19 protein-coding genes are annotated in these 26,499 nt (G+C 63.4%); 12 read left to right on the top strand and 7 right to left on the bottom strand.

Annotated elements, in window-relative coordinates; translation table 11 throughout:
* From Q0Y09_RS09010 to Q0Y09_RS08995, 4 genes are all read right to left on the bottom strand, one after another.
* The coding region (locus Q0Y09_RS09010; RefSeq protein WP_297720624.1) for a helix-turn-helix domain-containing protein at positions 1-315 on the bottom strand (315 nt) is incomplete at its 3' end.
* A 256-nt stretch (positions 316-571) separates the two neighbouring features.
* The gene (locus Q0Y09_RS09005) at positions 572-1,276 is read right to left on the bottom strand and encodes a hypothetical protein (protein ID WP_297720623.1); all 705 of its coding nucleotides are present in this window, start codon (positions 1,274-1,276) and stop codon (positions 572-574) included.
* Positions 1,266-2,678 carry an AAA family ATPase gene (locus Q0Y09_RS09000; protein ID WP_297720622.1) on the bottom strand — a complete coding sequence of 471 codons (1,413 nt, stop codon included), beginning with the start codon at positions 2,676-2,678 and terminating at the stop codon, positions 1,266-1,268. Before Q0Y09_RS09000 ends, Q0Y09_RS09005 begins: the two co-directional genes overlap by 11 nt.
* 168 nt (positions 2,679-2,846) lie before the next feature.
* Complete coding sequence (locus Q0Y09_RS08995) at positions 2,847-3,047, bottom strand: helix-turn-helix domain-containing protein (RefSeq protein ID WP_297720621.1); 201 nt, start codon at positions 3,045-3,047, stop codon at positions 2,847-2,849.
* A 489-nt stretch (positions 3,048-3,536) separates the two neighbouring features.
* Here Q0Y09_RS08995 and Q0Y09_RS08990 point away from each other — a divergent pair, with 489 nt between their 5' ends.
* The 11 genes from Q0Y09_RS08990 to Q0Y09_RS08940 all read left to right on the top strand — a co-directional run bounded on the left by Q0Y09_RS08990 (position 3,537) and on the right by Q0Y09_RS08940 (position 20,709).
* Positions 3,537-7,034 (top strand): sel1 repeat family protein, encoded by a 3,498-nt coding sequence (locus tag Q0Y09_RS08990; RefSeq protein WP_297720620.1) that lies wholly within the window; start codon positions 3,537-3,539, stop codon positions 7,032-7,034.
* A 429-nt stretch (positions 7,035-7,463) separates the two neighbouring features.
* Positions 7,464-7,631 (top strand): hypothetical protein, encoded by a 168-nt coding sequence (locus Q0Y09_RS08985; protein ID WP_297720619.1) that lies wholly within the window; start codon positions 7,464-7,466, stop codon positions 7,629-7,631.
* Between the two features lie 178 nt (positions 7,632-7,809).
* Positions 7,810-8,379 (top strand): manganese efflux pump MntP family protein, encoded by a 570-nt coding sequence (locus Q0Y09_RS08980; protein ID WP_297720618.1) that lies wholly within the window; start codon positions 7,810-7,812, stop codon positions 8,377-8,379.
* Between the two features lie 31 nt (positions 8,380-8,410).
* Positions 8,411-9,292 (top strand): RluA family pseudouridine synthase, encoded by an 882-nt coding sequence (locus tag Q0Y09_RS08975; protein ID WP_297720617.1) that lies wholly within the window; start codon positions 8,411-8,413, stop codon positions 9,290-9,292.
* A 290-nt stretch (positions 9,293-9,582) separates the two neighbouring features.
* Entirely contained in the window at positions 9,583-10,623 is a 1,041-nt protein-coding gene (locus Q0Y09_RS08970) for a M42 family metallopeptidase (protein ID WP_297720616.1), read from the top strand.
* 780 nt (positions 10,624-11,403) lie between these two features.
* The gene (gene recJ, locus Q0Y09_RS08965) at positions 11,404-13,473 is read left to right on the top strand and encodes a single-stranded-DNA-specific exonuclease RecJ (RefSeq protein WP_297720615.1); all 2,070 of its coding nucleotides are present in this window, start codon (positions 11,404-11,406) and stop codon (positions 13,471-13,473) included.
* A 38-nt stretch (positions 13,474-13,511) separates the two neighbouring features.
* A complete protein-coding gene (locus tag Q0Y09_RS08960; RefSeq protein ID WP_297720614.1) occupies positions 13,512-15,734 on the top strand; it encodes a bifunctional (p)ppGpp synthetase/guanosine-3',5'-bis(diphosphate) 3'-pyrophosphohydrolase in 2,223 nt (740 codons plus the stop codon).
* A gap of 405 nt (positions 15,735-16,139) precedes the next feature.
* Entirely contained in the window at positions 16,140-16,337 is a 198-nt protein-coding gene (locus Q0Y09_RS08955; protein WP_297720613.1) for a hypothetical protein, read from the top strand.
* On the top strand, positions 16,337-17,545 hold the full coding sequence (locus Q0Y09_RS08950) for an ATP-grasp domain-containing protein (protein ID WP_297720612.1): 1,209 nt from the start codon (positions 16,337-16,339) through the stop codon (positions 17,543-17,545). The genes Q0Y09_RS08955 and Q0Y09_RS08950 overlap by 1 nt, the downstream gene beginning before the upstream one ends.
* Positions 17,546-17,583: 38 nt before the next feature.
* Positions 17,584-19,434 (top strand): glycoside hydrolase family 13 protein, encoded by a 1,851-nt coding sequence (locus tag Q0Y09_RS08945; RefSeq protein ID WP_297720611.1) that lies wholly within the window; start codon positions 17,584-17,586, stop codon positions 19,432-19,434.
* A gap of 138 nt (positions 19,435-19,572) precedes the next feature.
* The gene (locus Q0Y09_RS08940) at positions 19,573-20,709 is read left to right on the top strand and encodes an MFS transporter (RefSeq protein ID WP_297720610.1); all 1,137 of its coding nucleotides are present in this window, start codon (positions 19,573-19,575) and stop codon (positions 20,707-20,709) included.
* Positions 20,710-20,750: 41 nt separating this feature from the next.
* On the opposite strand, the gene Q0Y09_RS08935 is transcribed toward Q0Y09_RS08940, so the two are convergent.
* A complete protein-coding gene (locus tag Q0Y09_RS08935; RefSeq protein ID WP_297720609.1) occupies positions 20,751-21,581 on the bottom strand; it encodes a QueG-associated DUF1730 domain-containing protein in 831 nt (276 codons plus the stop codon).
* A 285-nt stretch (positions 21,582-21,866) separates the two neighbouring features.
* Between Q0Y09_RS08935 and Q0Y09_RS08930 the strand changes: the two genes are divergently transcribed.
* The gene (locus tag Q0Y09_RS08930; RefSeq protein ID WP_297720606.1) at positions 21,867-22,379 is read left to right on the top strand and encodes a hypothetical protein; all 513 of its coding nucleotides are present in this window, start codon (positions 21,867-21,869) and stop codon (positions 22,377-22,379) included.
* 338 nt (positions 22,380-22,717) lie between these two features.
* On the opposite strand, the gene Q0Y09_RS08925 is transcribed toward Q0Y09_RS08930, so the two are convergent.
* A complete protein-coding gene (locus tag Q0Y09_RS08925; protein ID WP_297720603.1) occupies positions 22,718-24,859 on the bottom strand; it encodes a polyribonucleotide nucleotidyltransferase in 2,142 nt (713 codons plus the stop codon).
* 338 nt (positions 24,860-25,197) lie between these two features.
* A complete protein-coding gene (rpsO, locus tag Q0Y09_RS08920) occupies positions 25,198-25,464 on the bottom strand; it encodes a 30S ribosomal protein S15 (protein WP_297720600.1) in 267 nt (88 codons plus the stop codon).
* Between the last annotated feature and the right edge of the window lie 1,035 nt (positions 25,465-26,499).

Raw genomic sequence — 26,499 nt, 5'->3', positions numbered from 1 at the left:
CGGCTGGCCCGTGTCCGGGGGATGGGGCGTCTCGTAGATGACATACTCCACATCCACGATCTTGCCCTTGCTGTCCCGCAGCCGATTGCGGACTATGTACCCGGCCCGCTCCAGCTCCTTCAGGGCGGAGCCGATGCTGTCCGTGCCCTCCTTGCAGATTTTCGCCAGGCCCCTGGTGGTGTAGTTCCAGTCCTCCGGCAAGGACAGCATCATGGAGAGTAGCCCTTTGGATTTCAGCGACAGCCCCGCGTTGCGCAGGTGGTGGTTGGACATCACCGTGTAGTCTCGGGTTTTCTCAATGCGAAATACCGCCATCATATCACCTCCTTTTGGCGGTCTGGAAAAGTGTTTGTTTTCGGGGAAAAGACGGCCTCTATGCTGCTCGGATGCCCCGGGGGGAAAACCTATAGGCGGTGGCCTTCCGGCTGATTTGGGATGAAAAATAAAGAATTTTCTCCATTTTCTATGACTTAATGTAATGTAGTATAAATTACAGGCTCATTGAAATAAGAGGAAAATAGATATAAAAAACGCCATAGGAGGAAACTCCTATGGCGTCTCGCCAATAAATTTAACTGGGGTTTTCACCGTTCTCTTCTTGTAGAAAGCACAGTCCAAGATTTGTATGTCTTTCCAAGGAATGCAGATATTCTTTTATGTACTTCCATGTATCACTATAGCTACCTGGAACTGAAAAATCGGATTGAGAAATGAACGCCGTAAAACCAGGAATATTGTCTTTATATTGTTTAGCAAACAAGAAAGCATCATTTTCTTTTTCCTCGTCAGAGCTATTCAATTTGTTGTATAACACATGGTCGAGATTACATGACATATAAAATATATGGTAGGGGATACCCCAAATCTGACTACAAGATGATAACTTAGTTAAATTTGCAGATTTTTGTTGATTGCGACTTTCAATATTAGATTTATTAGGCGTCCGAATTTCTGTTTCTGAATAACAGATGTTAGCTATTGCGTTATCCTCAATAATACTTTCGTTATTTATAAACGCTCCGTCTGTATCAGTTATATGAATGATTTCATGAAAGTGAGAACTATTAAGGTGATTTGCTTTTGCGTAGGTCTTAATTTCGTTACAGACTGAGGATATTATATTAGATGGATTCACGCCGTTTTCAGTGGTAATATCTCTATGCAAGATTTGGATATAAACCTGCTTGTTTTGATAAAAGCGATTGAAAAGGAGACCTAATGCAGTATCATCCGAAGGGCCTTCTACGATTATGAAAACAATTTTCTTACGAGCCACTTGATTCACCAGCCTCTCGAAATGCGAATGCAATTTCATAGTTGTTGGTAGGCTCATAGACTTCCTCACTTTGCTCGCCTAAAACAATGTCACGATAATAAAAATCGCGAAGATTATGATTGCTTTTTACATTTGCAAGACGAATATATCTGTTAGATGGATTGGTTGTAGTAAAAGCTATGAAACCACGATCTAATGTTTCTAACGGGCGCAAATTATGAGATGTAAATATTAATTGTCCTTTTCCCTTTTCAGAAATAATACGAAGCAATTCTCCAAGCAAATATTCAAAAACGCCAGAATCCAGTTCATCAATCGCAACTGTTATAGAAGACTGATTATATATTATGATGAGTAAATGAAGAATAGAAATTATCTTTTTTATTCCTTCAGACTCATATTGCAATGGAATTTCTTTGCTGTTTTTATGCGATACAAGTTGAATTTTAATTCCAATGTTGCCATCTTTGAGAATTTGGTTACCAAGATTTTTTATGCTAATTGTTAATCCAGGAATAATTTTCTCTAGCACTACATTCATGTCAGCTAGAACTCTTTCTGCTACCTGATAAATGTTTTCTGGTACGGTAGCAGTACTATTTAAAGGAAGTGCTATATTGCCTATTGCGGCCTTGTTGTTATTCTCATATCTAAAAGTAAGGGGAAGGGCATTCAGACTAATCAAACCGGAATTGGTAGTGTTAATTACAAAGAGTTCAAAATTTCCGTAATGCACAAGACTTTCTATTATGTTTAGATGGTAATCTTCTTTGCAATTTGCCCGAATTATAGTTAATAGTTCCTTAGAAAAGCAATAACTACGTGAGGTTGCTGCGGTCAACTTCTTAGCAACAAGCAAATCAGTTAATACTGCCTTGTTATCATTTGTTAAAGTTTCTAGTTTTGTAGCTGGGCCAAAAATCTCAGTATTTTTTGTGTCGATGACCGGAAGCATCTTTGTTTTTCCGTTCTCACATATACATGTATAAGACAGAACTTCATCAAATATTGTTGCTTTAAAGTGCTCGGAAGAAGCGTTTATGTCATCCGCATTATGCTGGGATACATCTTCTTCTTTGCGCAGACTAAATTCATAAATCACATGATATTCGCTATTAGTTTTTGAATTTGACACTTTCAGCGTATATCGCATCGTTGCTGCGTCAGAATCAACATTAATGTAGTCTGCAAGTATTGAAGGAATGGGTTGCCCAGAAAATGCTAGTTTAAGTAGTGTAATAGAGTCAATAACTGCGGTCTTTCCAGATCCATTTTGACCATATAAGCCTAAAACACTTGAAGCAAAATACTTTCTAGGATTCTCAAAACTTAATCGTCCAAATTTAACATTTTTAAAATTATGAATATCGAGGCTTTCCAAGCGAACAGTCATATTTTCCATATCAAGCCCTCCCCAATGCTTTTATTTATAATATCATGGTAGCCGCATATTTTCAATACAATAAATAAAAATCGAAACAAAATGTTTCGATTTTTATTTTGTCGTATTTCCGTTGAAATTGTAGTTTCAGAACACAAATAAAAGTCTACATTCTTAAGGATAAATCTTTTATCCTTGTATTTCTGAATTTTCCTCCACCTTCAGCCACTCCTCAAAGGACTTCCTGGAGATGTGGATCGTCTTGAACAATCCGGAGTTGGCGGGTTTATAGACCGAAGCGAGGCCGATACCGAGAATGGCTGCGATGTCATTCACGGTGTATGTCCTGCTTTGGGGCGTTCCTTTTTCGTTGGGTGTGTTGGTGCTCATAAAATGATCCTCCATTGCTAATATCATTTTGAAATGGCTCCTGAAAGCCCTCTGTCACAAGGGGTTCCTGCTAATAACTTGCTAATACGACATTTGAAAAGCCGTTGTAAGGCAGCATATTTCAGGGGAATTTGTGCAAATTGACCTGCTTCCAGGCAGCACAATTTGCGAAGAAACAACACGGGAAGATATGATAGGAACCATTTACGGAATGGTACAACCTACCCCTAAGCGGAATGTAGTGCGTTCGAGTCGCGCCGGGGGTGCCAAAAATCGGCAAACACCGTTGGGTGTCTGCCGGTTTTTTACATATGTGTATATATTCGACCTGATGGCAGCATGGTGGAGAACCGGGCGTTCCATGGCCGCCCAACCGGTCTGAAAGATTCCTCCCCGTCCTTTTCCGCAAGGTTCTTGCATCGGCCCGACTGCTGTTGTAGAATGGGGACAAGACTGGCCCGGAGGGGCAGAGAGGACGGGTGAACGCCCATGCTGAAGGAACAGGAGAAGGGAACGCCGGAGGGACAGGAGGACGTGGTGTTTGTCAACACGGCGCTGATCTGGCGGGCGATGGAGCAGGTCCAGCGGTCACAGGAGGACTTCAAGGCCCTGCTGGAGCAGGCCCAGGTGGACCCCGCCGTGGCCTATGACGTGGGTCTGCGGTACGCCCAGGGGGATGGCGTGGAGACCGACCTGGTCCAGGCCGCACACTGGTTTGCCATCGGGGTGGAGAGCGGCGACCTGCGGGCCATGGAGTCCCTGGGCCGGTGCTATCAGGCCGGGGACGGCGTGGAGACCGACCCGGTCCGGGGGGCGGAGCTCTTCCGGCAGGCGGCGGAGGAGGGCTATCCCCCCGCCATCTGCGATCTGGGGCTGTGTTATGAGTGGGGGGACGGCGTGGAGGCCGACCCGGCCCAGGCGGCGGAGCTCTACCGTCAGGCCGGCGAGGAGGGCTACGCCCCCGCCCAGTGTAACCTGGGGGTGTGCTACCTCAACGGCATCGGGGTGGAGAAGGACGAGGTCCAGGCGGCGCATTGGCTGGAGCAGGCGGCGGAGCAGGGCTTCCCCCGCGCCCAGAGCATCCTGGGTGTGTGTTATGAAAACGGCACGGGGGCGGAGCAGGACCCGGTCCGGGCCGCCCAGCTCTACCGCCGGGCCGCCGATCAGGGCTATGCCCCCGCCCAGTGTAACCTGGGCGTGTGTTATATCAATGCCATCGGGGTGGAGCGGGACGAGGCGCAGGGGATCACATGGCTGGAGCGCTCGGCGGCCCAGGACTTCCCCCGCGCCCAGAGCATTTTGGCCGACTGTCTCCAGACGGGCCGGGGGATCCAGGCCGACCCGGTCCGGGCGGTGGAACTCTATCAGAAGGCGGCGGAGGGGGACTATGTGCCCGCCATCTGCGACCTGGGGCTGTGCTACGAAAGTGGCGAGGGGGTGGAGGCCGACCCGGTCCAGGCGGCGGAGCTCTACCGCCGGGCCGCCGATCAGGGCTACGCCCCCGCCCAGTGTAACCTGGGGGTGTGCTATCTGAGCGCCATCGGCGTGGAGAAGGACGAGGGTCAGGCGGTCCATTGGCTGGAGCATGCGGCGGAACAGGGCTTTCCCCGCGCCCAGAGCATTTTGGCCGACTGTCTCCAGGCGGGCCGGGGGACAGAAGCCGACCCGGTCCAGGCGGTGGAGCTCTATGAGCAGGCGGCCCAGGCTGGTTATCTGCCGGCCATCTGTGAGCTGGGGCTGTGCTACGAGGTGGGCGACGGAGTCCCCGAGGACAAGGCCAGGGGCGTGGAGCTCTACCTCCAGGCGGCAGAGGGCGGCTATGCCCGTGCCCAGTGTAACCTGGGCTTCTGCTACCTCCGTGGCATCGGCGTGGAGCGAGACGAGGCGCAGGCGGTGCGCTGGCTGGAGCAGGCCGCAGAGCAGGAGTTTCCCCGCGCCCAGTACCTGCTGGGGGACTGTGCCGCCGACGGGATGGGCATGGAGGCCGATCCGGCCCGGGCGGTGGAGCTCTATCAGAAGGCGGCGGAGGGGGACTATGTGCCCGCGCTGTGCGATCTGGGTCTGTGCTATGAGCTGGGCCGCGGGGTGGAAGAGGACAAGCGCCGGGCGGCGGCGCTCTACCGCCAGGCGGCCGACCAGGGCTACGCCCCCGCCCAGTGTAACCTGGGCGTGTGCTATCTGAGCGGCATCGGGGTGGAGAAGGACGAGACCCAGGCGGTACATTGGCTGGAGCGGGCGGCGGAGCAGGATTTCCACCGCGCGCAGAGCATCCTGGCCGACTGTCTCCAGGCGGGCCGGGGGGTAGAAGCCGACCTGGTCCGGGCGGCGGCCCTCTATGAGCAGGCGGCCCAGGCGGGTTATCTGCCGGCCATCTGCGACCTGGGATTGTGCTACGAGTTGGGCGAAGGGGTCCCCGAGGACAAGGCCAGGGGCGCGGCGCTCTACCGCCGGGCGGCGGCGGGCGGCTATGCCCGTGCCCAGTGTAACCTGGGCTTCTGTTACCTCCGTGGCATCGGCGTGGAGCGGGACGAGGTCCAGGCGGTCCACTGGCTGGAGCAGGCCGCAGAACAGGACTTCCCCCGGGCGCTGGATCTGCTGGGGGACTGCGCCGCCGACGGGGTGGGCATGGAGGCCGACCAGGCCCGGGCGGTGGAGTACTACCGCCAAGCGGCGGAGCTGGACTACCCGGTGTCCATGGTGAGTCTGGGGCTGTGCTATGAGCGGGGCGACGGCGTGGAGGCCGATGCGGCCAAAGCCCTGGAGCTCTACTGCAAGGGAGGAAAGAGAGGAGATCTGGCGGGGGCCTGCAATGCGGGTTACTGTTATCTCACCGGGATCGGAGTCGAGGCCGATCCGGTCAAGGCCATTCCGTGGCTGAAGCGGGCGGCGGAGCGGAATTTTCCCCGCGCCCTGGATCTGCTGGGAGACTGCGCCTGGAATGGCGACGGCGTGCCGCAGGACGACAAGGCGGCTGCGGCGTATTACCGCCGGGCGGCAGAGCAGGGCTATGCCCCCTCCCTGACCAGCCTGGGGCTGTGCTATGAGCTGGGCCGCGGGGTGGAAGAGGACAAGCGCCGGGCGGCGGAGCTTTACCGGCAGGCGGCGGAGCAGGGCTACGCCTACGCCCAGTGTAACCTGGGCTACTGTTATCTCCACAGCATCGGCGTGGAGCGGGATACGGTCCAGGCCGTCCACTGGCTGGAGCAGGCGGCGGCGCAGAACCATGGCCGCGCCCTGTATCTGCTGGGGAGCTGCTGCCTGAACGGCGACGGCACGGAGCAGGACGACCAGCGGGCGGTGGAGTGCTACCAGCGGGCGGTGGCGCGGAACTACACCCCCGCCATGGCCGGCCTTGGCTACTACTATGAGACGGGCCGGGTGGTGCCCAAGGATGAGGCCCGGGCGGCGGAGCTCTATCGGAAGGCGGCGGAGGACGGCTACGCCTACGCCCAGTGCAACCTGGGCCGCTGCTATCTCTACGGCACCGGTGTTCCTGTGGACGCGGCGGAGGGCGCGGCCTGGCTGAGGAAGGCTGCCGACCAGGGCCACAGCGAGGCCAGGTACCGGCTTGGGCGGTGCCTGGTGCTGGGTGAGCACATCAAAGGGGACGCCAGAGAGGGAGAGACCCTCCTCCGGCAGGCGGCGGAGGACGGTCATGTGCAGGCACAGTCCCTCTTGGGCAGGCTTTACATGAACGGGGACCGGCTCCGCCGGAATGACCGGGAGGCCGTGGTGTGGCTGACCCGGGCGGCAGAGCAGGACGACCCTGCCGGGCTCTTCCTGCTGGGCGAGTGCTGCGCCAAGGGGCTGGGGCTGGACCGGGACCTCCGGCGGGCGGAGGAGCTCTACTGCCGCGCCGCCGAGCTGGGGGACCCGGATGCCGCCAAGGCGCTGAAGGGCCTCCGGGCCTCCGCCGCCCGGGAGCCTGGGGAAGTCCGGAAAAAGGGCGGCCTGAAGGGGCTGCTGGATAAGTTCCGGGGGAAATAAAGCGTTACAGTCCTGCGGACAGGGGCGGCCACAGGCCGCCCCTGTCCTTTATGGGACCGTGTTTCCACCGGTCTGGGCGCATACCCGCTGTCTCCCCGTTATCTGTCATTCTGAGCGAAGCGAAGAATCCGTCTCCTGTCCCCTGACAGTAGGAAAAGGACGGGGGAAACGGATGCTTCGCTGACGCTCAGCATGACGCGGGAGGAAACCATTTCTTTGGTGTGGGGCGCGTCGGGGTCGTCACGCCCCACAAAAGGATGCGTGGAGGCCGTGCGGGCCGATGGGGCCGTCGGCTCCTGTATCCCTGCCCTGCAATTCGGCATGCGCCCCGCAAAAAATTTGTTCTCCTCCCTGTCACAAAACCGCCCTCCCGAGCGATATACCTTACAAAGGACCTCCGGGGGACCGGGGGAGACGGGAGGGCATGCCATGACAGGACGGGGAAAGAGAACGCCCCTGATCGGGGTGGGACTGGCGGCCATCGCGGCGGCGGCGCTGCTGTTTCTGGGGGTGTGGACCCAGGCGGGCCGGACGACGGCGGGGACCGGAGGGCCCCATCCGACCCCCGCCGTGCTGGTCTGTCCGGCTCCTGCTTGACAGGGAGCAGGGTCCATGCTACCATATTTTCAAGCACGGGAGAGCAGTCGGCGTGCGCCCGGCTTCCTTTTCAAGGACGAGACTGATCTGCTTTGGCAGATGGGTCTCTTTTTTTGTGCCCCGGCGCATACCTTCTTTCAGACCCGCCGCCGGAGCGTCATCAGGGAGGAATGTCATCGTGAGCCTGTGGGAGCTGTTTCTGATCGCCGTGGGGCTGAGTATGGACGCCTTTGCCGTCTCCATCTGCAAGGGGCTCTCCGTGGGCCGGGTGGGACTCCGCCACGCCCTCACCTGCGGGGTGTGGTTCGGGGGCTTCCAGGCCCTCATGCCCGCCGTGGGCTGGCTCCTGGGCACCCGGTTCCAGGGGCTCATCACCACGGTGGACCACTGGATCGCCTTCGTGCTTTTGTGCATCATCGGCGGCAATATGGTCCGGGAGTCCTTCGGGGACGGGGAGGACGAGGAGGTCTCGGCCTCCTTCTCCCCCGCCGCCATGCTCCCCCTGGCGGTGGCCACCAGCATCGACGCCCTGGCCGTGGGGGTCACCTTCGCCTTCCTCCGCGTGGACATCGGCCCCGCCGTGGGCTTCATCGGCTGCACCACCCTGGCCCTCTCCGCCGCGGGGGTCTGGGCGGGGGGCTGCTTCGGCAGCCGGTGGAAGGCCCCCGCAGAGCGATTCGGCGGCATTGTGCTCATCCTCATGGGCTGTAAGATCCTGCTGGAACATCTGGGTATCCTGGTGTTATAATGAAAGCGATACAGAGATAAGGAGGTCCCCTATGGACGAGAGACGGCTTTTGACGGTGGAGGAGGAGACCACCCTCCTCCCCTTCCTGCTCCTCCGGGTGAAGGACAAGTCCCGGAACACGGTGAAGGGCCTGCTGTCCCGGCGGCAGGTGATGGTGGACGGCAGGGTGGTCACCCGGTTCGACGCCCCCCTGACTCCGGGGCAGCGGGTGGAGCTGCTGCCCAAGACCTCCGCCGGGGCGGCGGAGCTCCCCTTCCCCATCCTCTATGAGGACGACGGCCTTCTCGTGGTGGACAAGCCCGCCGGGCTCTTGTCCATGGGCAACGAGAAGGAGCGCCGCCGCACCGCCTACCGGGCGGTCTCCGACTATGTGAAGGCCCGGGAGCCGGGCCGGCGCATCTTCATCGTCCACCGGCTGGACCGGGACACCTCCGGGGTGCTGGTCTTTGCCAAGGACGAGAAGCTCAAGCGGGCCCTCCAGGACAACTGGGAGAAGCTGGTGAAGAAGCGGGGCTATGCGGCGGCGGTGGAGGGGACCCTCCCCCAGGCAGAGGGAACGGTGCGCTCCTGGCTCCACGAGACGTCCACCCATCTGGTCTACTCCGGCCCCAAGGGCCGGAACGCCCGGGAGGCGGTGACCCGTTACCGGGCGGTCATGGAAAACCGGGGCTACACCCTGGCGGCGGTGGAGATCGACACCGGACGGAAAAATCAGATCCGTGTCCACATGCAGGACCTGGGCTGCCCCATCGCCGGGGACCGGCAGTACGGGGCCAGGACCGACCCCATGGGCCGGCTGGCCCTCCACGCCGACGTGCTGGTCCTCACCGACCCCCGGACCAGGAAGGAGCTGACCCTGCGGGCCCCCCTGCCCCTCCCCTTCCGGAAGCTCTTCCCCGGTGCGGAGGGGTGAGGACGCAGCAAAAGTCCTCTCTCCGTCATCCTGAGCGCAGCGTAGGCCCGGTCAGCTATGCTGGCCGGGTTTCGTCAGATAGGACGAAAGGACGGATTCTTCGCCTTCGGCTCAGAATGACAAGGCTGGACAGCGGTACCACAGCCGCGTCTGGGCAGTCGCGCCCCGGGCGCCCCTAAAATCGATCATGCCGGCCGGCCATGGGAAACCATGGCCGGTTTTCATTGCCTTTTCCCGGGAAAGCGGGTATGATAGGGGGGATAAAACACACGGGAAGGAAGGAACTTCACATGGACTTCAACGGCTGCAAGGATTTTCTCATGGAGACGGCAAAGACCCTCCTGACCATCGACTCCCCCAGCGGCTTCACCCGCCGGGCGGTGGAGGCGGCGGAGGGCATCGCCCAGGGCCTGGGCTACGCCACCCGCCGCACCAACAAGGGGGGCCTGGTCATCGAAGCGCCCGGCCGGGAGCACACCAAAAAGGTGGGCCTGTGCGCCCATATCGACACCCTGGGCCTCATGTGCCGGTCCATCAGCCCCAAGGGGGAGCTGATGGTGACCCGGATCGGCGGGCCCATCCTGCCCACCCTGGACGGGGAGTACTGCAAGATCTATACCCGGGAGGGCAAGGTGTATACCGGCACCATCCTCTCCCTCTCCCCCGCCGCCCACGTCTTTGACGACGCCGCCACCCGCCCCCGGGACGAGCAGAGCATGTACGTCCGCCTGGACGAGGTGGTCAAGACCGCCGAGGACGTCCGGGCCCTGGGCATCGACGTGGGGGACTATGTCTGCTTCGACCCCAAGACCACCGTCACCGAGAGCGGCTTCCTCAAGTCCCGCTTCATCGACGACAAGGGCTCGGCGGCCTGCCTGCTCACCCTGCTCAAGCTGATGGCCGACGCCGGCGTAAAGCCCCGGTACGACGTGGAGATCCACTTCACCGTCTACGAGGAGGTGGGCCACGGCGGCGCCACCATCCCCTGGGACCTGGACGAGCTGCTGGCGGTGGACATGGGCTGCGTGGGACTGGACCTCACCTGCACCGAGGAACAGGTCTCCATCTGCGCCAAGGACTCCGCCGGGCCCTACGACTACGACATGGTGAGCCGTCTGGTGGCCCTGTCCAAGGCCAACGGTGTGGACTACGCCGTGGACGTCTACCCCCACTACTCCTCCGATGTGGCTGTGTCCTGGAAGGCGGGCAGCGACGCCAAGGCCGCCCTCATCGGCCCCGGCGTCCAGGCATCCCACGGCATGGAGCGCACCCACTTCCACGGCATGCGGGAGACCATCCGTCTGGTGGCCCTCTACCTGGAGTGCGCGTAAGGGGAGTCCGGAGGACGAGAGAGCGGGTCCTTCGCTGACGCTCAGGACGACGCGGGGTAGGGGCGCACACACAGGTGCGCCCCTACGGGGGTTTGACGCTCCGGGGTCGCCGCGCCCCATAGAACGACGTGGTGCATGGGCGCGGCTTCCCAGACACGCCCATATATTCCCCGTCATTCTGAGCCGCAGGCGAAGAATCCGTTGTCTCCCCCTTGACGGGGGAGCTGTCAGCGTAGCTGACTGAGGGGGTGGCCGGGGCACAGATCACGCCCGATTCCCACCCTCATCCGTCATTTGCTTCGCAAATGCCACCTTCCCCCTGGGAGGGGGAAGGTCTGCGGGCGGCCACAGGCCGCCCCTACATGCCTGCAAAGCAATGTGGCTGCTATGGCGCCGCGTTTTACGGCCCCCGTCATTCTGAGGCCGAAGGCCGAAGAATCCATTGGCTCCATCTCTGAGGGAGCTGTCGCCGCAGGCGACGGAGGGGATGGTCGCAGGGGCCGGTGTCCTCACCGGCCCGCTGTGCAGCCCATCAGGTTCCCCCTCATCTGTCATTTGCTCCGCAAATGCCACCTTCCCCCAGGGGAAGGCGATTTTGGCGTGGGGCGCGGCTTCCCAGACGCGCCCCGACAGCTGCTCCCGCCCTCTTTCAGGGCCTGTCCCTCCCCGGACGGAGGGACGGGCCCTTTTCCTTTGGACAGACCCTGGACTTTCCCTTGTAAGTGCCCGGGGGATTTGGTATAATAAAAGTTGAATTTTTGAAATTTCGAGGGCAAACGGATGAAGTACAAGAAGTGGAACCTGGCGGCCCCGGAGGGGAGGGCCGTCCAGGAGCTTCGCCGGGCCGGACTGCCTGCCCTGGCCGCTGTGGTGCTGTGCGCCCGGGGCCTGGACACGCCGGCGGCGGCGGAGGGCTTTCTCTCAGCCGGAGAGGCCCCGCTCCACGATCCCTTCCTCCTCAGGGACATGGACAGGGCGGTCTCCCGGCTGACGCTGGCCCTGGAGCGGCGGGAGCCCATTGCCGTCTACGGCGACTATGACGTGGACGGCATCACCGCCACCTGCCTGCTCACGGAGTTCCTCCGGAGCCGGGGGGGCAGCGTCATCCCCTATATCCCCGACCGCATGGAGGAGGGCTACGGCCTCAACCGGGAGGCAGTGGACCACCTCTTTCAGGAAGGGGTACGGCTCATCGTCACGGTGGACTGCGGCATCACCGCCGCCGCCGAGACTGACTACGCCAACAGCCTGGGCATGGAGGTCATCATCACCGACCACCACGAGTGCAAGGAGGTCCTCCCCGCCGCCCTGGCGGTGGTGGACCCCCATCGGGCCGACTGCGGCTATCCCTTCCCCTGCCTGGCCGGGGTGGGGGTGGCCCTGAAGCTGGCCCTGGCCCTCACCCCGCCGGAGGAGCGGGAGACGGTCTTCCGGCTCTATGCCGACCTGGCCGCCGTGGGCACGGTGGCCGACGTCATGACCCTCTCCGGGGAGAACCGGACCATCGTCCGTCAGGGCCTTCGGTCCCTGGCCCACACCCGCCGGCCAGGGCTGTGCGCCCTCATCCGGGAGTCGGGGGCCGAAAACCGGTGTCTCTCGGCCTCCGGCATCGGCTTCACCCTGGCCCCCCGGATCAACGCCGCCGGGCGCATGGGCCGGGCCTGGGTGGCCGCCGAGCTCCTCCTCACCCAGGACCCCGCCCGGGCGGAGTGCCTGGCCCGGGAGCTGTGCGAGCTCAACCGGCAGCGGCAGGCCATCGAGGGGGAGATCTTTCAGGAGTGCCTGGACCGGCTGGAGCGGGAGTCCACCAGTCCCCGCCGGGCCCTGGTCCTCGCCGGGGAGCACTGGCACCAGGGGGTGGTGGGCATCGTGGCCTCCCGGCTGTGCGAGCGATACTCCTGCCCCACCTTCATGATCTGCCTCCAGGACGGCAGGGGCAAGGGCTCCTGCCGGAGCTTCGGGGGGTTCAACCTCTTCAAGGCCCTGGAGTCCTGCGCCGACCTGCTGGAGGGCTTCGGCGGCCACGCCCTGGCCGCCGGCTTTACCATCCTGGAGGAGAACGTCGACGCCTTCCGCCGCCGGATGGAGGAGAGCGTGGAGGCGTGGACCGGCGGGGCCGAGCTGGTGTCCGCCCTGGAGGTGGACGCCGAGCTCCCCGGGCCCGACTTTCTCACCGTGGAGGAGGTGGCGGGTCTGGACGTGCTGGAGCCCTACGGGGCGGGCAACCCCAAGCCCGTCTTCTCCCTGACGGGCTGCACCGTCTCCGCCCTGAGCGAGGTGGGGGGAGGCCGGCACCTGAAGCTGCGCTTAAGCCGCTCCGGCCACAGTCTGGACGCCATCTTTTTCTCGGTCACCGCCCAGATGGCGGGGGTGGCCGTGGGGGACCGGCTGGACGTGGCCTTCACCCCCCAGATCAACGAATTTAGAGGGGGTCGGTCAGTGCAGCTCCAGCTGTGCGACCTGCGCCCCGCCCCCACCCGGATGGAGGCCGAACAGGCCCTCTATGACCGGCTGCGGCAGGGGGACGCCCTCACCGCCCGGGAGGCGGCTGCTCTCATCCCAAGCCGGGCGGAGTTCGCCGCCGTGTGGCGGTATTTGAGCGGCCACGCCCGGCTGGGCCGGGTGGAGGACACCGCACGCCGCCTGGCCCGGGGGGTCTCCCGGACCTACGGCATCAAAGAGACCGTCATGCGGACCATGGTCTGCCTGGAGGTCCTGGATGAGCACGGGCTCATCCGGGTGGAGCGGTCCACCGACCACCTGCGCATCGATCTCTGCCAGGTGGAGGGCAAGGTGAACCTGGAGGACTCCGCCCTCATGAAGCGGCTGCGCCGCCTCTCCCAGAGCTGAAGGCCGGGACGGGGCGCATTTTACAAAGAGGTGATCGTATGGACCCCGTCCTGGAGAGCTATCACGCCCTGGAGGAAAAGATCAAGCAGTATAACCACAACCTGGACACCAAGCGGCTCTATGCCGCCTTCCAGTACGCCGACAGCGCCCACAACGCCCAGCTGCGCAAAGACGGCTCCCCCTATATCACCCACCCCCTGGCGGCGGCGGAGATCGTGGCCGAGCTGGAGCTGGACACCGACTCCATCATCGCCGCCCTCCTCCACGACTGCATCGAGGACACCGGGGCCACCCACGAGGACATCGCCAAGCGATTCGGCTCCACCGTGGCCGACCTGGTGGAGGGGGTCACCAAGCTGACCCGGGTACAGTATACCTCCAAGGAAGAGGAGCAGATGGAGAACCTCCGGAAGATGCTCATGGCCATGGCCAAGGACATCCGGGTCATCCTCATCAAGATCTGCGACCGGCTCCACAACATGCGCACCATGGAATACCAGACCCCCCGGAAGCAGCGGGAGAAGGCCCTGGAGACCATGGAGATCTACGCCCCCATCGCCCACCGGCTGGGCATGCAGAAGATCAAGTGGGAGCTGGAGGACCTCTCCCTCCAGTACCTGGACCCGGTGGGCTATCAGGAGATCGCCGACGAGCTGCTCCGGCGCTCCTCCGCCCACGAGGAGTTCATGGCCGGCATCCAAAAGAAGATCCAGGACCGGCTGGCCGAGGAGGGCATCCAGGCCACGGTCTATGGCCGGGTGAAGCACATCTATTCCATCTACCGGAAAATGTTCGCCCAGAACAAGACCCTGGACGAGATCTTCGACCTCTACGCCTTCCGGGTCATCGTGGACGACACCAACGAGTGCTACAACGTCCTGGGCTGCATCCACGACCTCTTCAAGCCGGTGCTGGGACGGTTCAAGGACTATATCGGCACCCCCAAGCCCAACGGCTACCAGTCCCTCCACACCACGGTCATTGGCCGGGAGGGCATCCCCTTCGAGGTGCAGATCCGCACCTGGGAGATGCACCACACGGCGGAGTACGGCATCGCCGCCCACTGGAAGTACAAGCAGGGCATGGCCAACGACAAGCTGGGCACCGAGGAGGCCTTCGAGTGGGTCCGCAAGCTCCTGGAGAGCCAGCAGGACACCGAGGCCGAGGAGTACGTCCGCACCCTGAAGGTGGACCTCTTTGCCGACGAGGTCTTCGTCTTCACCCCCCGGGGCGACGTGGTCAACCTGCCCGCCGGGGCCACCCCCATCGACTTTGCCTACAACATCCACTCCGCTGTGGGCAACGCCATGACGGGGTGTAAGGTCAACGGGCGCATCGTCACCTTTGACTACCAGCTCCAGTCGGGCGACATCGTGGAGGTCATCACCTCCAAGTCGGCCCACGGCCCCAGCCGGGACTGGATGAAGATCTGCAAGTCCAACGAGGCCCGGAACAAGATCAAGCAGTGGTTCAAAAAGGAGCGCCGGGAGGAGAACATCGTCACCGGCAGGGGAATGTTCGAGTCGGAGCTCAAGCGGACCGGCATCCAGCTGGCCGCCATCACCGGGGAGGAGGTCCTTCCCCACCTCCTCAAGAAGGTGGGCTCGGGGAGCCTGGACGACCTCTACGCCGCCATCGGCTACGGCGGCATGACGGCCCAGAAGGCGGTCAACCGCATCCGGGACGAGCTGCTGCGCCTCACCAGGGACAAAAATGAGAAGGCCGCCGCCGAGCGGCTGGCCGCCCAGGCCGCCTCTCCCCAGCTCTCCGCCCCCGCCAAGCTCATCCCCGGAGCCAGGCGCAGCGAGTCGGGCATCATCGTGGAGGGGCTGGACAACTGCCTGGTAAAGTTTGCAAAGTGCTGCACTCCGGTACCCGGGGACCCGGTGGTGGGCTTCATCACCCGGGGCTTCGGCGTGTCGGTCCACCGGCAGGACTGCCCCAACGCCGACCCGGACAAGCGCAAGCCGGAGGAGGCCGGACGGTGGGTCAGGGTCTCCTGGGGCGAGAGCGAGCAGGCCGCCTATGAGACCTCTTTGGAGATCTCGGCCAAGGACCGGGACGGCCTGGCCCTGGACGTCACCATGGCCCTCACCGCCGCCAAGGTGAAGGTGCGGAACTTCTCCGCCCGCAGCCTGCCCGACGGCTATGCCCTGGTCTCCATCGTTCTGGAGGTCAAGGACAAAAACGAACTCACCGGGCTCATCAACAAGCTGGGCCAGATCTCCGGCGTCTATCAGGTCAAGCGGGCCACCGGCTGAGCCGGGCGGCCCCGTCTTCCCCGTCATTCTGAGGCGAAGCCGAAGAATCTGCTGTCCCCCCTTGACGGGGAGCTGACTGAGGGGGCGGTCCTGCTGCGGAAACAGGGGAGACGGATGCTGCGCTGCGCTCAGCATGACGCGGGGGCGTGACACCGCACCGGTCTGCGGGCGGCAGACTGCCGCCCCTGCATGGCAGCTGTGGGGCACGCCAAGCCACGCCTGAAGCGCACCCTCATCCGGCCCTTCGGGCCACCTTCCCCCTTCCAGGGGGAAGGTACGGAGGGATGCTGCCCATAAAACCTTCCCCCCTGTGGGGGGAAGGTGGCATTTGCGGAGCAAATGACGGATGAGGGGGTGTCCGGTGGACGGGAACACCCGCCCCCAACCCACCCAAGGAGCCGAACCATGACAGAGAGAGAAGCACGACTGGACAAAATGCTGTCCGAGGCCTTCGACGGCGGCGGCATCCGCCGCCGGGAGCTGCGGATCACGCCGGAGGAAGCCGGCTGGGTCGCGGCCCACTATCCCGTCCGGGTGGTCCTCCTGGGCCCTGGCGGGGACAAAAACTGGTATGAGATCATCTTTCAGGGAGCTGAACCATAATGGAGACATCCTTCCTCCCCCTCCTGTTCGGCGGGGACATCAACGTATACAGCATGGCCCGCGCCTTTCACGAGGCTTACGGCATCCGCTCCACCGCCTACGGCAAGTACGCCACCGGCGTGTGCTATGAAAGCGCCATCCTGGACTACCGGGTGTGCGCCAAGAACGAGGACGGGCCCACCTTTTACGACAATGTGTGCAAGTTCGCCCAGGCCAACCCGGACAAGACGGTGCTGGTCATCGGCTGCGGGGACAGCTATGTGAAGCTGGCGGCCCAGTACAAGGACCGCTTCCCCGCCAACGTCGTCGCCCCCTATATCGGCCCCGAGCTCATGGACGAGCTCACCGACAAGGAGCGGTTTTACCAGCTGTGCGACCAGTACGGCATCGACCACCCGGCCACCTTCGTCTACCGCAGGGAGATGGGCCGGGACTTCGAGCTGCCCTTCGAGCCCCCCTATATCTGCAAGCCGGCCAACGGCGTCCACTACTGGGAGCACGACTTTCCGGGGAGCGAGAAGGTCTTCACCCTCCCTGACCGGGCGAGCCTGGAGGCCACGCTGGACAAGGTCTACGCCGCCGGCTATCCCGACGCCATGATCATCCAGGAGTTCATCCCCGGGGACGACAGCTTTATGCGGGTGCTCACCTGCTACTCTGATGAGCATGCTCAGGTGAAGCTCATGTGCCTGGGCCACGTCCTCCTGGAGGAGCACACCCCCCACGGCATCGGCAACCACGCCGTCATCATCACCGAGCCCGCCGACGGCCTGAGTGAAAAGTTCCGGGCCTTCCTGGAAGACGTGGGCTTCACCGGCTTTTCCAACTTCGACCTCAAGTACGATCAGCGGGACGGGAAGTACAAGGCGTTTGAGATCAATACCCGCCAGGGGCGCAGCAACTACTATGTGACGGGAGCGGGCTATAACCTGGCAAAGCTCCTGGTGGACGACCGGGTGGAGCACAGGGACCTCCCCCTCACCATCACCCGGAACCGGTCCTTGTGGACGGTGGTCCCCCACAGGGTGGCCTACGGCTACACCCCCAAGCGATACCACCAGGAGATGCGCGCCCTCATCCGGGCGGGCGCGGTGACCAACCCCCTCCTCTACAAACCGGACGCCGCCTTCAAGCGTAAGCTGAAGCTGGAGAAGAATCAGCTGGGCCACTTCGTGAAGTTCAAAAAGTACTACCGCCGGCCCGACTGAGCGGCCCGCCCATTTTGCGCAATAGTGAGTGATGAAGTTTGACAGATACGCCGATCTTTGACCCCCGGGACCTCCGGTACAAGCGCCCCTTCGGGGCGGCGGCTGCCGGGACCCCGGTGGAATTTACCCTCCGCCCCCTCCGCCGGGAGGGCTGGTCCCGGGCGGTGCTCCGGGCCCGCTTTGAGTTCCGGGACAACGAGGTGCGCACCATCCCCCTGCCCTGGACGGGGCTGGACGGGGACCGAGACCTCTTTTCCGGCGTCCTGGACACCGCCGGTTACCTGGGCCTGGTGTGGTACTCCTTCCGCCTGGAACGGCTGGACGGAAAGGCGCTGGAGCTGCCCGAACGGCAGCTCACCGTCTACGACGGCTCCGTGGAGGTCCCAACCTGGTTCGGGGAGGGGGTCACCTACCAGATCTTCCCCGACCGCTTCCGCCGTACCGCCATCCCCGACCCCACCGGCATGGTGGGGGGACGCAGCGTCCACACCGGCTGGTTTGAGGAGCCGGTCTGGCGGCCCGATGAGCGGGGGGAGGTCCGCAACCGGGACTTCTTCGGCGGCTCCCTGGCGGGGGTGACGGAAAAGCTGGACTACCTCCAGAGCCTGGGGGTGGAGACCCTCTACTTCTGCCCCATTTTTGAGGCCCCGGAAAACCACCGCTACGGCACCGGCGACTATGAGAAGATCGACCCCATGCTGGGGACCAACGAGGACTTTTCCCTGCTGTGCGCCGCCGCCCGGGCCAGGGGCATGCGGGTGATGCTGGACGGAGTCTTCAACCACCAGGGCTTCGTGAGCCGCTACTTCAACGGGGACGGCTCCTATCCCGGCCTGGGGGCCCGCCAGTCCAAGGAGTCCCCCTACTACAAGTGGTACCACTTCTCCCACTGGCCGGACCGCTATGACGCCTGGTGGGGGATCTACTCCCTGCCGGCGGTGAACGAGAGCGAGCCCAGCTATGTGGACTATATCGCCGACGGGGAGAACAGCATCGTCCGCCGGTGGCTGGAGGCGGGGGCCGACGGCTGGCGGCTGGACGTGGCCGACGAGCTCCCCGATGCGTTCGTGGGGAAGATCCACGCCGCCGCCCGGGCGGTCAAGCCGGACGCCGTCATCATCGGCGAGGTTTGGGAGGACGGGTCCAACAAGGTGGCCTACGGCGTCCGCCGGAAGCACCTGCTGGGGGGCTACCTGGACGGCCTGATGAACTACCCCTTCCGCAGCGCCCTCCTCTCCTGGCTCCTCGCCCGCAACGCCGGGGCTTTTCGGGAGACCATGGAGACCCTGCGGGAGAACTATCCCCCCGCCGCCTTCTACTCCGCCATGAACTCCCTGGGTACCCACGACACCCCCCGCATCCTCACCCTGCTGGGGATGGGAGGCGACTGCGGCGGGGAGTCCAAGGAGTGGCGGTCTTCCCACCGGCTCACCCCGGAGCAGCGGGAGCTGGGCATGGCGCGGCTGCGTCTGGCCTCCCTGGTGCAGTACGCCTTTCCGGGGAGCCCCACCACCTACTACGGCGACGAGGCCGGCATGGAGGGCTTTGAGGACCCCTTCAACCGCCGCACCTTCCCCTGGGGGAACGAGGACCGGGACCTCACCGCCTGGTACACCGCCCTGGGCAGGGCCCGGCGGACGCTCACGCCCCTGCGGAAGGGCGACATCGCCTATGTGAAGGCGGAGGGGCCGGTGCTGGCCTTCACCCGGACCTGGGCGGGGGAGAGCGTCCTCTGCGCTGCCAACGCCGGTGACCGGCCCACCACCCTCACCGTGGCCGGCAGCTGGGCCCAGACGGACGGTTCCATGGCCTGGCCCGCCGACGCCGGGACCGGCCTGGCCGCCATCCGGCTGGAGCCCATGAGCGGCCTGCTGCTGCGGCGGCTGTAATTTCTGACCATTGGAAAGGAGCGCGTGTGTTGATGCCTTGTCCCATCTGATGCCCCCTGTTTTTTCAGGCCCGCCATCGGCGGGCCTCCCGGCGCTGCCCGTTTGGCCGCGCCAGAACCCAAACAGGAGGAAACTCAGATGGATACCAGGCGCAATACCGCGCTCTTTTTTGCTGCCTATTTTTTGGAGGGGCTGTGCTTTTACGCCCCCGTGGCCACCCTCTACCGCCAGGCCGCCGGGCTCACCCTGGCCCAGATCGGCGCCCTGGAGTCGGTGTCGGTGGTCCTCATGCTCCTGCTGGAGCTCCCCTGGGGCCGGGCCGCCGACCGGCTGGGCCACCGGCGGGTCATCGCCCTGTGTACCGCCCTCTTCGCCCTCTCCAAGCTGGTCTTCTGGCGGGCGGACGGCTTTGGGGACTTTCTGCTGGAGCGGATCATCCTGGCTGTGGCCCTCTCCGGGCTCTCCGGCTGCGATGCCGCCTACCTCTACGCCTGCGGCCCTGGGGAGGAGAGCCGGCGGCGCTTTGGCCTGTGGGGGGCGGTCCAGACCGCCGGACTGGTGACGGCGGGTGTGTGTTCCTCCCTTTTCTTCGGGGCGGCCTACCGCTCTGCCGCCGGGTGGACGGCGGCGGCCTACGCCCTGGCCGCCCTCCTCACCCTCTTTCTCACCGATCCGCCAGGGACGCCGCCCCCGGCGGAGGAGCGCCTGCCCCTCCGCTCCGCCGTCCGGTGGAGCCTGGCCCACGCCCCCCTGCTGGCGGGGGCCGCCCTCTTTGCCGAGACGGTGCAGTTTGTGGCCGTCTTCCTCTCCCAGCTCCAGTACCGCCGCGCCGGCATCCCCCTCCGGTGGTTCGGCCTGCTCTACGTGCTCACCGCCCTGGCCGCCCTGGCCGGAGCCCGGTCCCATCGGCTCACCAGCTGGTTGGGGGACCGGCGGAGCGCCGGAGTGCTGCTGGGGGGCGGGGCAGCCCTGTGCCTGCTCCTGGCCCTGCTGCCCCTTCCCCTGCCGTCGGTGCTGGGGATCATGGGGCTCCGGGCGGCTCTGGCCCTCTTTGAGCCGGTCTCCCTGGACCTCCAGAGCCGGGCGGCCCCGCCCGGGGGCGCCGCCGCCCAGCTCTCCTGCAACGCCATGGTCATGGAGCTCACGGCAGCCGTCCTGGACCCCGCCCTTGGGGCCGCCGCCGACTGGGGCGCAGGCTGGGCCCTTCTGGCGGGAGCGGCGGCCTGCGGAGGGGGACTCTTCCTCTTTCTGTACGGCCTGCGGCGGCTGGCATAAGAAAAAATAACGGCTTCGGACTTTTGTCCGAAGCCGTTGTTTTATGGCTCTTCTGCTTTTAATTTCAAGTTCCGCGCCAGCACGCCGGGCCCCCGCCAGGTGAAGGCCCGGTCTGGGAAGGCCGCCTGGAACTGTTTTCGGGTGGAGTTTTCCACATCCTTTGCGCACAGTGTGGAAAAAAGCCCGTCCCGAAACTCCGGCAGGGGGGTGATGGGGACCTCCCGGTTATAGGGGCAGACAGTCTGGCAGGCGTCGCAGCCCCAGATGAGGTCGTGGCGGCGGAGGAGCTCCGTCTGCTCATCGGTGAGCGCCCCCTTGCGCTGGGTGAGCTCCGAGAGACAGCTTGAAAGGTGAAACCCGTTGGGGCCCAGGGCTTTCCCGGGACAGGCGGACAGACAGGCCCCGCAGCCGATGCAGTCGGGGGCGGGTACGGGAGCCGAGGGCAGGGGCAGGTCGGTGAGGACAGTGGCCAGAAAGAGCCAGCTCCCCCAGGGGGGCAGGATGACAAGGCCGTTTTTCCCCCGCAGACCCAGCCCAGCCAGGGCGGCGGCCTCCCGCTCCGGCAGGGGGGAGTTGTCCACAAGGTGGACGAATTTGTGGAAAGGGTGGGCCCTCTCCAGAGCGGCGCAGACGGGAGCGAGCCGCCGGGCCAGGGCGGTGTGGTAGTCCTCCCCACGGGCGTAGCGGGAGAGGTTGCCGGGGGTCTCCCCGGCGTAGTAGGGAAAGGCGGCCACATAGACCCCGGCGGGGGCGGGACAGAGCCCCTCCGCCTTGGTCTGAGCATGCTCATCCATGTGGGGCAGCAGCCCGGCGTAGGCGCAGGTCCCCCACGCTACCGCCCCGGCCTGGGTCCAGAGGGTATCCAGTTCCACGGCGGGCACACCTCCTTTCGCTTGGGTGAAATCTGCGCTGCGGCAGTTCTCTTTTTGTCATTCTGAGGCCGCAGGCCGAAGAATCCGTTCCCGCGTCTCCCAACGGCAGGAAAAGGAGAGAGGATGCGGATTCTTCGGCTCCGCCTCAGAATGACGGAGGGCGGGGCGGTCCGGTACAGCGGAGACCGTGGAGCACCCTCAGCCAGTGGCTTGACAGGGCCGAAAAAATCGGATAGGATGGGGCCGAAAAGGCCCGGATCAAAGAGTTGGAAGGGAGTGGGACAGATGAAAGGGTATACTGGCCGCCGGAACGGGTGGAAGTGGGGGCTGCTGGTCCTGGCCGGGGCGCTCATCCTGGCGGGCGTCCTGGGCTTCCGGTGGTGGAGCGGGCAGAGCCGCACCGTGGCCATGTCCGACCAGGAGCGCGAGACCTACGGCCTCTACCGGGTGACGCCCCCCGATGGGGAAGGGCCCGCCCTCACTGCGGAAGGGCTGCGGACAGTCTGCACCCCCGAAACCACGGAGGTACTGGGCGATGACGGCAAACCTCTGGAGCTGGTCCGCTATACCTCCGAGGTGCTGAAGGACTGGCTGCCGGACTGCCGGGCGCTGAGGGAGATCGCCGGGGTGTCAAACGGGAGCCTGTATATCGGCTATGAGACCAACGCAGGCTTGGAGGTGCGGCTCACCTATGGGGCGGAGGGTCTCACGGAGCAGCTGGTCTATGACCTGGAGACGGACACCCTCTATCAGCCGATGACAGGAGAGAAGACCATCCACTTCCGGCATGGAAACTAGCCCAGCAGCACCGGACCACAGCCGGGGCGGCTTTTACCGCCCCGGCTGTCTGCGTACCGGGCGCGTCTGGGAAGCTGCGCCCCGTGATGAAGGGCCCATTCCACGTCATGCTGAGGCCGCAGGCCGAAGCATCCGTCTCCTCCGTCCTTGTTCGTCGCTGGAAAGCAGGGAGACGGGGGAAACGGATCCTTCGCTTCGCTCAGGATGACGCGAGGGGGAGGGCTCAGGATGACGGGGGACGGCGGGCGGCTGATAGCCGCCCCTATGGCGGCGTGTCCGCCATACGAAAAAAACCGGGCGGGCGGAGGGATTCCGCCCGCCCGGTCACTTGGGCGTTCTTACTTCTTCAGACCGGGGTTGTTCTCCAGCTCCCGGAGGGCGTCCTTATAGGACAGGTTCACGCGGCCCTTCTCGTCGATCTCGGTGACCTTGACCCAGATCATATCGCCGATGTTGACCACGTCCTCACACTTCTCCACGCGGCGGTTGGAGAGCTTGGAGATGTGGACCATGCCGTCCTTGCCGGGGGCCAGCTCCACGAAGGCGCCGAAGGGCAGGATGCGGACCACCTTGCCGTAGTACAGCTGACCCACCTCGGGCACGAAGACGATGGTCTCGATGGTCTTCTTGGCGGCGTCGCAGGAAGCCTTGTCCACGCCGGCAATGTAGATGGTGCCGTCGTCCTCGATGTCGATCTTGGCGCCGGTGTCGGAGCAGATCTTCTGGATGACCTTGCCGCCGGAGCCGATGACCTCGCGGATCTTGTCGGGGTCGATCTTCATCTTGACCATCTTGGGGGCGGTGTCGGCCACGTCGGGGCGGGGACGGGAGATGCAGGGGAGCATGATCTCGTCCAGGATGGCGTAGCGGGCGTCCCGGGTGATCTCCAGGGCCTCCTTGATGATGGCGTGGGAGAGACCGTCGTTCTTGATGTCCATCTGGATGGCGGTGATTCCGGCCTTGGTGCCGGCCACCTTGAAGTCCATCTCGCCGTGGAAGTCCTCCACGCCCTGGATGTCGATGAAGGTGGTGAAGCCGCCGTTGTCGTCCTGGATGAGGCCGCAGGAGATGCCGGCCACGGGGGCCTTGATGGGCACGCCGGCGTCCATGAGGGCCAGGGTGGAGCCGCAGATGGAGCCCTGAGAGGTGGAGCCGTTGGAAGAGAGGACCTCAGAGACCACGCGGATGGCGTAGGGGAACTCCTCCACGCTGGGGATGACGGGCTCCAGGGCGCGCTCGGCCAGGGCGCCGTGGCCCTTCTCCCGGCGGTTGGTGCTCCGGGCGGCACGGGCCTCGCCGGTGGAGTAGGCGGGGAAGTTGTAGTGGTGCATGTACCGCTTCTCCTCCTCCTCCCAGATGGTATCCAGCTTCTGGGCGGCGGAGAGGGTGTTCAGGGTGCAGATGGAGAGGACCTGGGTCTGGCCGCGGGTGAAGAGGCCGGAGCCGTGGACCCGGGGCAGCAGACCCACCTCGGCCCCCAGGGGACGGATCTCGTTCTTGGCGCGGCCATCCACGCGGTGGCCCTCCAGAAGCCAGGCCTTGACGATCTTCTTCTGGAATTTGTAGGTGATCTCCTCCAGGTACTGGTCCATGTCGGGGTGGCTCTCCAGGTACTTCTCGTGCCACTTCTCGATCATGGCGTTCCAGCGCTGCTCCCGGATGTTCTTGTCGTCGGTGTCCATGGCGGCCTTGGCCTCGTCCATGAAGTTGGCCACGATGTCGTCGAAGAGTTCCTGATCGAAGGCGGCGTGGTCGTAAGTCATCTTCTCCCGGCCGATCTCGGAGACGATGGTGTTGATGAAGGCCACCTGCTTGCGGCACTCCTCGTGGGCCTGGAGGATGGCGTCATACATGATGTCGTCGGGGATCTGGTCGGCGCCGGCCTCGATCATAATGACCTTGCCATCGGTGGCGGCCACGGTGAGGTCCAGCTTGGAGGCGTGCTTCTGCTCCTGGGTGGGGTTCTTGACGATCTGGCCGTCCACATAGCCCATCTCCATGCAGCCGATGGGGCCGGCCCAGGGGATCTCGGAGTAGGCCAGGCAGGCGGACACGCCGATCATGGCGGTGAGCTCGGGAGAGCAGTCCCGGTCCACGCTCATGACGGTGCAGGTGACCACCACGTCGTTGCGGAAGTCGTAGGGGAAGAGGGGGCGGATGGACCGGTCAATGACGCGGGCGGCCAGCACGGCGGGCAGAGAGGGCTGGCCCTCCCGGCGCATGAAGGAGCCGGGGATGCGGCCAACGGCGTAGAGCTTCTCCTCAAAGTCCACGCTCAGGGGGAAGAAATCCACGCCGTCCCGGGGACGGGGGGCGGCGGTGACGGCCACCAGCACGGTGGTCTCGCCGTAGGTGACCATGGCGGAGGCGGTGGCCAGCTCGGCCACCTTGCCCACGTCGATGGTGAGGGGACGGCCGCACAGGTCCATCTTGTAGGTCTTGTGGTTGGGGAACTGCTTATGAGTGATGACGGTTGACATGATGTTCCTCCTTTGTGATATGGATGCACGCCAGAGCCGTCAGGCCGTTTTTAGCATTTGAACGTGGGTCCGGCGGGCCGGGCACAGGTTCAACTGCTAAAAAAGCCGATTGGGCTCTGAACGCGGGTGAAAAATGGGGGGGATTTTGAAAAACGGGCGGTGCAGTTTCCCACACCGCCCGTTTCAAAACCAGGGTCTGTCACGCTGCGCGCCCTCCGCGACGGCGTCTAAGTCCCTCCGACTGTGCAAGCCGGCCTGTGGGCCCAAGGGGCCCTCCGGTCCGTTTGCTCCGCTGCGGGTCTTAGCCGCCTGCTCCCGGGCGCCTCCGCGCTTCTATTTTACTTTCTGATACCCAGCTTGGCGATGATGGCGCGGTAACGCTCCACGTCCTTCTTGGCCAGGTAGTCCAGCATCTTGCGGCGCTTACCGACCATCTTCAGCAGGCCGCGGCGGCTGTGATTGTCGTGGGTGTGGACCTTCAGGTGCTCGGTGAGCTCCTGGATGCGGGCGGTCAGAATGGCGATCTGCACCTCGGGGGAGCCGGTGTCAGTGGCGTGGGTGCGGTTGGCCTCAATGACGGCCGTCTTTTCGTCCTTACGGATCATGGGAAATTCCACCTTTCGTTTGATTTGCCCGAGGGGCTGCGTAGCGGGCGGGTGAAAACCCCCGCGTGAAAGCGGGCTGTGTCCCGGAACGAGGCGCCTGGGCGGTATGGCACTTTGCGTGCCTTAGTAGATTATCATATCCTGGCCGCAAAGTAAAGGAAAAATTCCTGTTTTGCCAAAAAAATTCCGCCCTGCGGGCCTTCCCGACGGGGAAAGGTCTGCGGGGCGGAGCATCGGGCGTTGCAGCGGTTTTTCCACGGCATGCTGGGCGGGAGCGAAGCGTCCGTCTCCCCCAGCCGTTTCCACCATGGAACGGCTCCCTCAGTCACCTGCGGTGACAGCTCCCTCAGCGAGGGAGCCAACGGATTCTTCGGCCTGGGGCCTCAGAATGACGGGAGAAGGCGGCGGCGTCAGCCGCCGGATGAGGGTGAGCCGTACGGTGTGGTTTGGCGCGCCAAGGATGTCGCGCCCCACGAAAGATGGAACAACGTGGTGTTGTACCGTGTAGGGGCGGCAATCTGCCGCCCGTAAACCGGCGCAGGGGCAGACGTCCCCGCCGGCCCGCGCTCGCAAGCGCAGCGCCCCCTTGACGGGGGAGCTGTCGCCGCAGGCGACTGAGGGGGTGGCCGGAACGTCAAACCACCCCGCGGGCAAACTCAGACCGGAAGGTCGACCTGTGGTCGCCTGGCCCGCCGGGGTCGTCGGGCCCCACACGAAAAGAAATACCGCGCCGAAACTTTGCACCAACAATGTAGAGACCCGCCTGTGTGTGCGCCCCAGACCTTCCCCCTGCCAGGGAGAAGGCGGCGGCGTCGGACGCCGGATGGGGGTGAGCCGTACGGTGTGGTTTGGCGCGCCAAGGATGTCGCACCCCACAAAAAGATGGAACAACGTGGCGTTGTACCGTGTAGGGGCGGCAATCTGCCGCCCGCGGACCTCCCCCCACGTCATGCTGAGCGGAGCGAAGCATCCGTCTCTCCGGCCCTTACAGGACCAGGAAGGCGGCCAGGGCTCCGGCGGTGAGGGCCACCACGG

It is taken from the genome of Intestinimonas sp. (genome assembly GCF_026169115.1).
Lineage (GTDB): Bacteria > Bacillota > Clostridia > Oscillospirales > Oscillospiraceae > Intestinimonas.
The sequence above is the reverse complement of the archived record's forward strand: the minus strand, read 5'-3'. Positions and strand labels throughout refer to the sequence as shown.

Bases quoted from the DNA above. Each gene is read 5' to 3' on its own strand.
- Q0Y09_RS09000 (WP_297720622.1), bottom strand. From the start codon at position 2,678: ATGGAAAATATGACTGTTCGCTTGGAAAGCCTCGATATTCATAATTTT.
- Q0Y09_RS08995 (WP_297720621.1), bottom strand. From the start codon at position 3,047: ATGAGCACCAACACACCCAACGAAAAAGGAACGCCCCAAAGCAGGACA.
- Q0Y09_RS08990 (WP_297720620.1), top strand. From the start codon at position 3,537: ATGCTGAAGGAACAGGAGAAGGGAACGCCGGAGGGACAGGAGGACGTG.
- Q0Y09_RS08985 (WP_297720619.1), top strand. From the start codon at position 7,464: ATGACAGGACGGGGAAAGAGAACGCCCCTGATCGGGGTGGGACTGGCG.
- Q0Y09_RS08975 (WP_297720617.1), top strand. From the start codon at position 8,411: ATGGACGAGAGACGGCTTTTGACGGTGGAGGAGGAGACCACCCTCCTC.
- Q0Y09_RS08970 (WP_297720616.1), top strand. From the start codon at position 9,583: ATGGACTTCAACGGCTGCAAGGATTTTCTCATGGAGACGGCAAAGACC.
- recJ (WP_297720615.1), top strand. From the start codon at position 11,404: ATGAAGTACAAGAAGTGGAACCTGGCGGCCCCGGAGGGGAGGGCCGTC.
- Q0Y09_RS08960 (WP_297720614.1), top strand. From the start codon at position 13,512: ATGGACCCCGTCCTGGAGAGCTATCACGCCCTGGAGGAAAAGATCAAG.
- Q0Y09_RS08955 (WP_297720613.1), top strand. From the start codon at position 16,140: ATGACAGAGAGAGAAGCACGACTGGACAAAATGCTGTCCGAGGCCTTC.
- Q0Y09_RS08950 (WP_297720612.1), top strand. From the start codon at position 16,337: ATGGAGACATCCTTCCTCCCCCTCCTGTTCGGCGGGGACATCAACGTA.
- Q0Y09_RS08940 (WP_297720610.1), top strand. From the start codon at position 19,573: ATGGATACCAGGCGCAATACCGCGCTCTTTTTTGCTGCCTATTTTTTG.
- Q0Y09_RS08930 (WP_297720606.1), top strand. From the start codon at position 21,867: ATGAAAGGGTATACTGGCCGCCGGAACGGGTGGAAGTGGGGGCTGCTG.
- Q0Y09_RS08925 (WP_297720603.1), bottom strand. From the start codon at position 24,859: ATGTCAACCGTCATCACTCATAAGCAGTTCCCCAACCACAAGACCTAC.
- rpsO (WP_297720600.1), bottom strand. From the start codon at position 25,464: ATGATCCGTAAGGACGAAAAGACGGCCGTCATTGAGGCCAACCGCACC.